Source organism: Rubrimonas cliftonensis (assembly GCF_900107585.1).
GTDB classification, from domain to species: Bacteria; Pseudomonadota; Alphaproteobacteria; order Rhodobacterales; family Rhodobacteraceae; genus Rubrimonas; species Rubrimonas cliftonensis.
This window is the reverse complement of record NZ_FNQM01000045.1, coordinates 1-9830: the sequence shown is the minus strand read 5'-3', so window position 1 is coordinate 9830 and position 9830 is coordinate 1. Positions and strand designations below refer to the sequence as shown.

General features: G+C 66.4%; 7 protein-coding genes. 3 read left to right on the top strand and 4 right to left on the bottom strand.

Annotated elements, in window-relative coordinates; all coding sequences use genetic code 11:
- Positions 1–993: 993 nt before the first annotated feature.
- The 4 genes from BLW43_RS21865 to BLW43_RS21850 form a co-directional block, all read right to left on the bottom strand.
- Positions 994–2034 (bottom strand): ParB/RepB/Spo0J family partition protein, encoded by a 1041-nt coding sequence (locus BLW43_RS21865; protein ID WP_093256867.1) that lies wholly within the window; start codon positions 2032–2034, stop codon positions 994–996.
- 2 nt (positions 2035–2036) lie between these two features.
- A complete protein-coding gene (locus tag BLW43_RS21860) occupies positions 2037–3464 on the bottom strand; it encodes a ParA family protein (protein ID WP_093256865.1) in 1428 nt (475 codons plus the stop codon).
- A complete protein-coding gene (locus BLW43_RS23235; RefSeq protein WP_139284197.1) occupies positions 3461–4597 on the bottom strand; it encodes a helix-turn-helix domain-containing protein in 1137 nt (378 codons plus the stop codon). Before BLW43_RS23235 ends, BLW43_RS21860 begins: the two co-directional genes overlap by 4 nt.
- Before the next feature lie 347 nt (positions 4598–4944).
- Positions 4945–6018 (bottom strand): replication initiator protein A, encoded by a 1074-nt coding sequence (locus tag BLW43_RS21850; RefSeq protein WP_175479059.1) that lies wholly within the window; start codon positions 6016–6018, stop codon positions 4945–4947.
- Between the two features lie 1081 nt (positions 6019–7099).
- On the opposite strand from BLW43_RS21850, the gene BLW43_RS21845 reads away from it, so the two are divergent.
- The 3 genes from BLW43_RS21845 to BLW43_RS21835 all read left to right on the top strand — a co-directional run.
- Positions 7100–8512 (top strand): MBOAT family O-acyltransferase, encoded by a 1413-nt coding sequence (locus BLW43_RS21845; RefSeq protein ID WP_093256857.1) that lies wholly within the window; start codon positions 7100–7102, stop codon positions 8510–8512.
- Positions 8512–9459 carry a hypothetical protein gene (locus BLW43_RS21840; RefSeq protein WP_093256854.1) on the top strand — a complete coding sequence of 316 codons (948 nt, stop codon included), beginning with the start codon at positions 8512–8514 and terminating at the stop codon, positions 9457–9459. The genes BLW43_RS21845 and BLW43_RS21840 overlap by 1 nt, the downstream gene beginning before the upstream one ends.
- Positions 9456–9830 (top strand): hypothetical protein (locus BLW43_RS21835; RefSeq protein WP_217632283.1); only part of this gene is annotated, 375 nt, incomplete at its 3' end. The genes BLW43_RS21840 and BLW43_RS21835, both read left to right, overlap by 4 nt.

The following is a 9830-nucleotide window of genomic DNA, read 5'->3' as shown; positions in this document are numbered from 1 at the left end:
GAGATCGGCTACAAGGATGTTCTCGGGGTCAGCAATATGCTGCAGGAAGCCGGGCTGTCGCCGCCGAACATTCTCAAAATGCCCGCCAACAACCTAATGCTAGTGGCCGAGCGATGAACTGTTCAATGTGTCAGGATGCAGCCCGCCCCAAAACACGTCGGACGCTTCGTCACAAGCCCGGATCGCCATCTGCTGGGCCAGCGCAGGAGAGACGGCGCTGAGCAATGCGGCGACTACGATCGCCAAAACAGCACTGCCGTTTTGCGGAAATGTGCAATTTGCTATGTGCAACTATCCTTTCGGCCTTATACCGCAGGCCAACCGAGAAAGCACCCTCCCCTCGTAACGTCAGCCTCTGACTTTCCAATGACGTGCGCACCGCCCTGCCCGCGCGCCCTCCGCGCCAACCTGCCGCCGCGGATCACGAGCGGTGATAAAATCATTCGGGCTACGACCGCACTCCCCGCATACTGCAGTGATGACGATAGATTAGTGTTCCCGGAACAGCCCCTGCGCGCCGATTCCGGGATGTTACGTCGTGATGGATGAGCGCCAAGTGCAGAAGAAGCTTCGTTGCACGACCGCAGAGCTGACGCGCCAACATAAGGGCCGCCGAGAAGGCTTTTGAATCAAGCTCGCCATTGAATCAGGCCTCAGAAGTTCTCCTAAGCGCGCAGTCTTCGGCAACGTCTCTCGCATCACCAAAACGTGGTCAGCGTCGCCTCGACGTCAAGCGGCCGAATGTCTCGCGCGTCTATTGCGGTTCTGTCTGCGAGATGTGCGGCGCTGTCGGGACATCGCTACCGCACGACAGCGGTAACGGCGATGTGTGGGTCAGGGTCACCCAAGCGACATGTGGCTTCGACCCAGTCTGGTCCATACGGTCGGACGCCTGAGGGAACATTTTCGACATCTGCCGCTCGAGCCCAGCAGGATCGGCGCTACACCAGAAGCACGTTTCTCGCGTCGACAAAACGTGACTCGACGGCCCTCTTAGGATTTCAACTCTGGTCTGTCGTCGAGAACCGCAAGGATTCGCTCTACACGCGCCTCATCCAGACTCGTCGACACGATCTTCAGCGTCACTGCGCCGTCACGCCGCCGCGAAAGCTCAACGCTGCCGCCATGCACGTCGCGCCGCTGGAAGGGCAGGGCGGCGTCCTCGCGGCGGCTCGCGCGAAGCTTGCGCATCGCCTCGGCCTTCGCTGTCGGCGCCGGTTGCGCCTTACGCAGAGCGGTCAACGCTGCATCGATGTCGCGGAGCGTCGCCTTAACCAGATCGACACCCCGGGCTTCCAGCGCCTCGCGATGCGTGAAGACGGCGACACCGCGTGACACGAGGCTCTTGTCGCACCCGAGGATCTCGGCAACCTGGCCCTGAGTGTCAGCACCAATCGCATCCGCGATCATGCCGACTGAGAAAAGCTTTTCGAATGTCGTCAGGTCGCGACGCTGCACATTCTCAAAAAACCGCTCCGTCAGATCGTCAAGGCGCGGCGCGCCGTCCGCTGACAAGGAAAGGAAGGCGAGGGGGGCTACACCGATCATTTGGCAGGCGGCAAGCCGTCGGCGGCCCGATTGCAGCACGAACATCATCTCGCCAGTGGCGTAGGGATCGGCCGGATCCGGTCGCCAGTTCGGGTCTACCGGACGCACGCGGATCGGCACACGCAGCCCGCGTCGCTGGATGTTCTCCGCAAGCGACGCAAGATCAACGTCAGCGACACCGGCGATCCGATCGCTGCCGATTTCGTCGATGATCCGGTCCGCCTGAATGCGGATCGGAAGGGCTCCAGATGCGAGATCCTCCGCCTGACGCGCCTGCAGACGCTGCAGCTCCCGGCCAACAGCGGTCACGGCCGTACGTCCCCACGCGCCGCCATGCGGCGCCTCGACGCCCTTAAGCAGCGCCGTCTGGTGTTCGATCGAACCCGTGTCGCCGGGTCCAGTCCCCACGGGCGACGGCGATTGGGGCGACCCCGCGGCGCGGGCTGTGATCGCGGCAAAGGCCGCAGCATTGCGCTTGCTCGCCATGATCAAACCTCCCGCGTCCACAGCGGCATGCCTTCCGGCAGCCGCTCGCGGATAAAGGCGTTGGCGTATCCGCGGATTGGAAAATCAGCGAAAGCGCGCGACAGAACTGCTTCGGCGACGGCGTTCGCGTTGGCGAGGAATGCGCTCGCAGAGGTTCGGCGGCTCTTGGGCGGCGCATACTCGTATATCGACATGTAGTCCTCGGCGGCGTTGGCGACCGCCTCAGAGCGGCCATAGAAGACCGGACAGACGATCTCGGGATCCGCCACGTAGAGCTCGGCCACGTGGCGCATGTCCGTGTCGGACTGGCTGGAGACGATCGTGGGCAGGATGTAACTGGGCAGAGGGGCGAACGCTGTACCGCGATCCAGCGTCCGCAATACATCCCCATAAGCTGCAAGCGATCCGAGGTAGATTTCGAGCGTCGACAGGTCGAACCCCCGCATTGTCTGCGGAACCACGAGCATGTCCGAAGCGACCACGGCGTTCAGCTGCGAAATGCTGAGCGAAGGCGCACAATCGATTACGATCAGGTCGACCGTCTCTGACATCCCTTGCGCAAGCGCCGTTCGGTCGAGTCGTCCAGTTGCGTCACGAAGATCATCTGCGCGCACAGTCGCCGGATGCGCCTTGATCCAGCGCCCGAGCGCGTCGCGCAGGATCCGATGGATCGGGTGCTCGCGCAGCTCGCCACGAGCGGCGAGGAAATGCAGCGCGATGTCGGCCTCTTGGATCTCGGCTCCCCCCGGCAGCAGCCGTAGGCCCGGCCACGGCGTCGCCTGCCAGAATTGGTCGAGCGCCAGACCGTCATGGTCAACGAGGGGATCCTTCGGACCGTCAACGCCCATGAACCGGACAAAGGTCGCCGCCTCGGCGTTGGCCACCGCCATGCGGTCCGTGGCGAAGTAGAGCGAGGCCGTCGCCTGCGGGTCAGCATCGATCACCGCAACCCGCATCCCATAGCTTAGCGCCGCTGCGATCGCGAGGTTTGACGCGGCGATGGACTTTCCCGATCCTCCCTTCTGACTCGAGAAGCAGATGGTCACGGGTGGCTGATCGGCGCCGCGCCAGAACGGGCGGGCAGGGGCCTCGGCCGGGTTCGCCGAATCGGCGATCGCGCGCAACGTCATCAGGTCGCTGGCGCTCAGCGTCGGGTCTTGCATGAACTGTGTCGGCGCATTGCTGTCGGGGGCAACGGGCGTCGGCGCATCGGGGTGTCTCAACATGATGTCGAGCGTCGCTCGCTCGATCCCCAGATAGCCGCACGCTTCTCGCAGCGAGAAACGGCGCAGGATGCGCTGCTCCTTCGTTGCCGCCAGACGCAGCGCCGACTGTGCGCTCGCGACCGATCGCGCCGCTCGCGCAGCGAAGTCGAATATCCCAGCGTTGGGATAGGCGGGATCGCCCGCCTGTTCAGGACTGTCCCTCATCTGCTTACCTCGATTTCGACACGGTGCCGGATTTGCCCGATCTTCCGTCCCGACGCTGACCCGTTCTTGGCCGCCTCGCAGACAGTATCCGGGCGCCGCGCGTCATACGCAACCATTCTCGCAGCGAGAGACGTGGCAATGGTCGCGTCACCCGGCGCTTCGACTTCGCGACGACGCTTCAACTCGATCCGTGCGATCGATGCGCGCGCCCGCGCCCGGTGCGCCGCGCGTTCGCGGTCGCAGGTCAACCGCCCCCTAACGGCTTCGCTGTCAAGAAGCGCAGCGACCTGCTCGGGTGTGGAGAGGCGTCGCCAGTGCGGCGCCCAGTTCTCGCGTAGAGCATCGATCGCCTTCTCAATCGAACCTGGCGCCCTCGCGCGCTTCGCAATCGCGGCCGCCACGGCGTCGATACCGTCGCCGACGATGATCCTCGCCTCCCTGGCGAATTCTCTGAGCCGGCCGACCACAAGCGCCTGCGCTTCAGTCTCTTCACACCACTCGACAGCGCGCTGCATGTGTTCCGCATGCTGTATCGCCCGCTTAAGAAGATCGCTAGGCGGCTCCCGATCAAAAGCGAAACCAGGAGCGCCACCCTTGAAGTATGCCCAGCGCAGCTCGTCATCGGACGACCACGACTCGCAGGGCGTTTCTATTACACCGTTGTTCACAATTTCCGGTCCGCTGGTGGTGTTAGTATATTTGATATTATTATTATCCGTAGGATAGGAGTGTTCGATATCCTGAACGCGGTGTTCAGTCTCCGATGAGGACAGAAATGCCGTCCGATGGCTTTCTGGGCTTGGCAAGAGTTTCTCAGCTGGCGCGCGCTGCCGCTGAGAGGAGGCGGGGGAGGGGACGCGGGATGCGACACGGGAGGTGCGGCGCCGGGCAGCGTCCGCCATCGCGGACCACTCCGCGAGAAACGAGGACCAGCCGACAAGGCGCACCAGCAGGTGCGCGTGATAGCCGTTCGCAGTGCGCTGCTGTTCGGTCTCCACGACGCCGACCTCTCGCAGTTCGGCAAGGTAGCCGCTGATGGCGGCCTTTGACCGTCCAACGATGTCAGTGAGCTGGGCGAACTTGTACCAGCTTTCGCCAGCCGCGTTGGCGGCGGCGCAGAAGTGGAAGAGCAAGACGCGGGCTCCCGGACTGACGTCAAGCGCAACCCAGACCCTGGGCACGCGAACGAAGCCCGACCGCGCCATAGAGACGGTCGACATTGAATACTATCCTCCCGCGGGACCGAAATCCCGTTGCGTGGAAGGGCGCCTGTGATAGGGTGACCGTGTTGATGGGCGGTCAGCTTCTCACGGAGCCCCGTTTCACAAGGCCTCGATCAGTTGGCGCTGATCGGGGCCTTTCTCTTTGCCTGCGGCTGCATCCGTCCAAACGGCACGGCAGGCTGAGAGCCATTACGACATCGCCGTCATCCTTATCGCTTGAACCGGGATTGCTCGGGGTTTCGCCATGCTGTTGACTCTCATGCGCGCGCCAGAGCGGTTACAGCGTCCGCCTGGCTTAGCAGGACGTTCATCGCTGGCCAGGCTCGGCGCCCACGCATGATCCGTACGAAGAGGTCGTCGTGGCTCACGCGCTTGGCGAAATCGACTTCCTCAAAGCCCTTCGGCGTTCGCCGCTCCAGGAGCAGCCGGATATGGGCATTCATCTCGGGCGTCGCCGCAATCGTCTCCATGGCCGTACGGAGCGTTCTGCTTTTGAACACCTTCAACGGGGCCGAGATTGGCACACGGCGGCGCAGATCGTCGATGTGGATCGCGCTCGTCGCGCTCTTTGCCTGGATCAACTGGGCGAAGCAGATCTCGTAGATGCGCCATGCGCTCGAGCGGCTCGCGGTGACTGCAGCAAATTCTGGCTGCGCCACCTCGAACCCGAGCGTTCGCGTCATCCACATGAACGCGTCGTCGCTCAACGTGATCTGGAGCGAGAGGATCGATTTGCCGCCGCTCGTCGTATGATTATCGTGCTCGTAGGCGTCGACCCACCTGAAGCGCCGCTCGCGCGAGACCCCGTCGCCCAAAGGCATCGTCGTCTCAATGACGGTGCCCATCAGGCGCTTGAGCGAGGCGATCAGTCGCTCGTACTCCGCGCCTCCGACAACACCATCCGCGCGGAGCGCCTCGATCAGAGGGCGCGTCTCAATGCGGATGTGACGCGACCCGGCCTGACCACTGCGGATTCGGGCGGCGATGGCGCCTGCGAGGAAGTTCAGGATTTTGCGGTCCGTGGGGCTGGCCATCCGGCCGTCGTCGCCTTCCACGTAGACGCGTAGTCGGTGACCGTCGAACTCGGCATCAATCGGACCCGGCCCATCGACGAACACCGGCAACAGCATCAACGAGATATCGTTGCGCATGGCGATCGGAGCGCCCAGCCCTCCGCCGAGGCTGGACGACCCCGTTGCAGCCCCAGCGGCAACGCTAGCTGCGGTCACACGACCCAGCGCGAACGGGTCGTCCTGCTTCCGGGCCGTCTGCGGTTCAGCCCCCTTGCGGATGGCCCTATCCCGCCGGGCGTCTTGCCGGTCGTGGTTCATGCTCGTCTCTGGCCTCATCTTGCGCCTCTGGCGGGCGCTGTCGCTATTGGATGTGTGCGAGCCGCTTGACGCAAGCATCAAAAGACCACCTGCAGCGCGAGGCCCCATGCTCGCCGCAGCGTTGCGAGGACGCCGCCGGAGACTGCCGCGAGGCTTAGCGTAGATTATCTTCTAGCAGAGACTCAACTGATAGATCATTGTTGATTGTCAGAAGCTTCTGGTCGGTAGTTAAGAGTCTGATCGAGAAATTTCGCGTGGGAGCGACGCTTCTGAAGGTTGCGATCTTGAGGGCGCCGCGTAACCTTCGCCTTGGCAGCATAGCGCCTTGGCGCCGTCGCCCCCTCCCATATGGGGGCGATCAGAACGCCGCTCCTCGGCTCATGGCGTCCGGCGAAGGTGATTTTTGACGGGCGCCGCGTAACCGCGGCGGGTTCTCGGCCTTCCGCCGCGACCGATCAAGGCTTGTATCTAGTCTCGTCTTGCGGGCGCCGCGTAACCTTCACCTCCACTCGGCGAGAATCGACCGCCTGATTGGTCACAGCCTCGTGGGCGCCGCGTAACCTATTTCGGTCGAGAAGACGTGCCGACGGACCATGCTCGTCACGATCTCGTGGGCACCGCGTAACCTCTTTCCTGGTGCTCGTGCTCTCGATTCGAAGGTGTACGAAGTTCCTCAATCACGGATGGGACCTTTCCGAAGTTGGGAGCGCCGATCCAGCGCGCCGATGTCAGGGATTGTGAGCGCCAGTCATCGTTGGTCGTCGAACCGCCCACGGCGGCTGACAATTCCCAACTTCGGAAAGGTCCCGCGCCGGCCTGCGGCCGGCGCCCTTGATCGTCGCTCCCCGCTTGCGGGCAGGCTGCTATCGCCCTGCCCCGGAAACGGCCCTTGTCCGTCTCCGGGGCAGGGCGGCGCACTCCATGGCAGAAGGGTTCCGGCCGCTCCGACGCAGCCGGCTCGACGCTGACGCGCACGGCCCGATGCGGCCGCGCGCCGCTTGCCCCAGCGCTGCCCCTCGCGGCATAGTCGTCACGCGCGGTGCGATCCTCCGGCCATCAGGCCGGCGTGAGGATCGCGCGCATGACCTTCGCCTCTCCCGCTTTTCTGACCCTCTTCCTGCCTCTTGCGATCATCGCGGTCGCTTTGGGTCGACGCCATGGCGGCGCGGCCGGCGCGATGGCCGCCGCGCTGGCAGCGAGCCTGCTTTTCTACGCCCTCTGGGACTGGCGGCTCCTTCCACTCCTGGCGGCGTCGATCCTGATCAACCACGCGCTCGGCCGACGGCTCGCGGCGCGGCCGTCCCGCGCGCTGCTGGCCATCGGCGTCGCCGCCAACCTCGCCGCGCTCGTCTGGTTCAAGTACGCGCTCTTCTTCGGCGAGCTGGTCGGACTGGCCGCGCCCGGCTCGACCGCCGCCGTCATCGTCCCGCTGGGCCTGTCGTTCTACACTTTCCAGCAGATCGGCTACCTGGTCGACGTCCGCCGCGGCCACGCCGATCCCGGCGACCTGCTGCGCTACGCTACCTTCGTCAGCTTCTTTCCGCAGCTGGTCGCCGGGCCGATCGTGCGCTGGCGCGACCTCGGCCCCCAGCTCGACCGGCTCGGCGCGGTCAGGCTCGACGATCCCGCGGTTGAGCGCGGCGTGCTGCTCACCGTCTTCGGCCTCGCCAAGAAGACCCTGATCGCCGATCCCATCGGCGCGATGATCGCGCCTGCCTGGGCCGATCCCGGCGCCATGACGGCCTACGACGCCTGGGTCGCGGCGCTCGGCTACGGCGTGCAGCTGCTCGCCGACTTCTCCGCGTATGGCGAGATCGCCGTCGGGCTCGGCCTCATCATGGGCGTGCGCCTGCCGGTCAACTTCGATGCGCCCTACCGGGCGACGTCGGTCTCCGACTTCTGGCGGCGCTGGCACGTCACGCTGGGCGCTTTCCTGCGCGAGCATGTCTACATCCCGCTCGGCGGCGCGCGCCATGGCTTGCCACGGTGCTGTCTCGCGCTGGGGCTGACCATGCTGCTCGCCGGCCTCTGGCACGGCGCCGGCTGGGCCTTCGTGCTCTGGGGCGCGCTGCACGGCGCGGCGCTGATCCTTGAGCGCCTCGGCGGGGCAGGGGGCCTGCGCCTGCCGCCCCGGCTCGGCCATGCCCTGACCCTCGGTTTCGTGCTGCTGGCGTGGATCCCGTTCCGCGCGGGCGACATCAGTGACGCGATGACGGTGCTGTCGGCGCTGGTGGGCGGGCAGGGGACCGCCATGCCGCTGCCCTGGGCGCAGGCCCTCGGCGTCGCCGCATCGCCGACGCTCTGGTTCAATGGGACCGAAATCGTTGTCCTGACGCTCCTGATCGCCTGGGCGGCGACAGCCCCAAGCATCCACGCCGTCGCGGACGACATCCTGCGCCGGCCGACGCGCGCGGCCGCGGGCGTTTTCGCGACCATGGCGGCGGTTTCGTTCAGCCTCGGAACCGAGGCGCCGTTTCTCTACTGGAGCTTCTGATGCGCCGCGCCCGCGCCCTGATCGCCGCGGCCGTGCTGGGCCTCGCCGCGGCCCCGATCCTCAACCTCGGCTTCGACCCGCTGGAGACCTTCCGCCCACCGGCCGTCTCCCACAGCCCCTACGGCAATGACCGCGTCGCCAAGATCGAGCATCTCCTGCAGGCGCCGCGTTACGAGGCGCTGTTGCTCGGCTCTTCGCGCACGGGCCTGCTCGATCCCAACTGGCGGCCGGAGACCGCCGGGCGCTGGTACAACCTCGGCCTGCTCGGCGCGGCGCCGAGCGAGATCGCCGATTTCGCCGCCGCGCTCGCCCTGCGCGGCAAGCTGACGGATACGCTCGTGCTCGGCCTCGACCTCTTCGGCCTCGCCCCCGGCGGCGGCGCGCCGGGCCACCTCGCGCATCCCGCTGTGAGCGGTCGCGGCTGGCCCGGCTGGACCATGGACCGGCTCTTCGCGCCCAGCCTCAGCGCGCTCGCCGACGCCGCCTTGCGCGCCGCTGCCGGCCGCAACGCCGTGCGCGCGGACTACGCCGGCGGCGGCGCCTTCGCCATGCTCGGCGCGCCGGCGCCGCGGCCGGCCGCGCGAAGCGCAGCGACCCCCGGCGCGGTCGCCGTCGATCCCGACCAGCTGCGCGCCTTGCGCCGGCTCGCCGAGATAGCGGACGTCGCCGGCGCGACCCTCTGCCTGGTCTGGCATCCGCACAGCCCGACTGTGCTCGGCGGCTACGACCGCGCCGGGATCGACCGGCTCAAGCGCGCCGTCACTGATATCGGCGCGCCGGTGGTCGACCTCATGGACGCGCCCTGGGCGCGTGATCCCGCCGCCTGGTTCGACCCCAAGCATCTCGCCCCAGCCGCGGCGCGACGCCAGTTCGACGCGATCCTCGCCCGATGCCCGACGGGAGACGCTGCGCCGCGCATCGCTTCCGGACACGGAGATCCGCCATGACCGCCGCCACGCCAGGGCTCGACCTGATCCTCATGCAGCACATCGCCGACATCGCCATGGGCTGGGCCGCGATGGAGCCGGTCGCGCGCGCCTTCCTCGCCGTCGGGCTCGGCGGCGCGCTTACGCTGCTCTGGCTCGGGCTCGCGCGGCAGCTCGATCGCAGCGCGCTGGTCAGGCGGCCGTCGCGGGGCTTCGCGCTGGGGCTGGCGGCGGCGCTGATCGTACCGCGGCTCCTGCCGCCGGCGTTGGCCGCGTTCCTCGCCGACCGCATCGGCCCGGCTCTGTTGCAGAAAGGTGGCGTGACGAGGGATTCACGTCGCGAATCCAGCGTGATAGCCGTGCTGCATGAGCAAGCCGACACCCCCGACGTA

Excerpts from the sequence above, each read along its gene's own strand:
- BLW43_RS21865 (WP_093256867.1), bottom strand. The coding sequence starts at position 2,034 with ATGGCGAGCAAGCGCAATGCTGCGGCCTTTGCCGCGATCACAGCCCGC.
- BLW43_RS21860 (WP_093256865.1), bottom strand. The coding sequence starts at position 3,464 with ATGAGGGACAGTCCTGAACAGGCGGGCGATCCCGCCTATCCCAACGCT.
- BLW43_RS21850 (WP_175479059.1), bottom strand. The coding sequence starts at position 6,018 with ATGAACCACGACCGGCAAGACGCCCGGCGGGATAGGGCCATCCGCAAG.
- BLW43_RS21845 (WP_093256857.1), top strand. The coding sequence starts at position 7,100 with ATGACCTTCGCCTCTCCCGCTTTTCTGACCCTCTTCCTGCCTCTTGCG.
- BLW43_RS21840 (WP_093256854.1), top strand. The coding sequence starts at position 8,512 with ATGCGCCGCGCCCGCGCCCTGATCGCCGCGGCCGTGCTGGGCCTCGCC.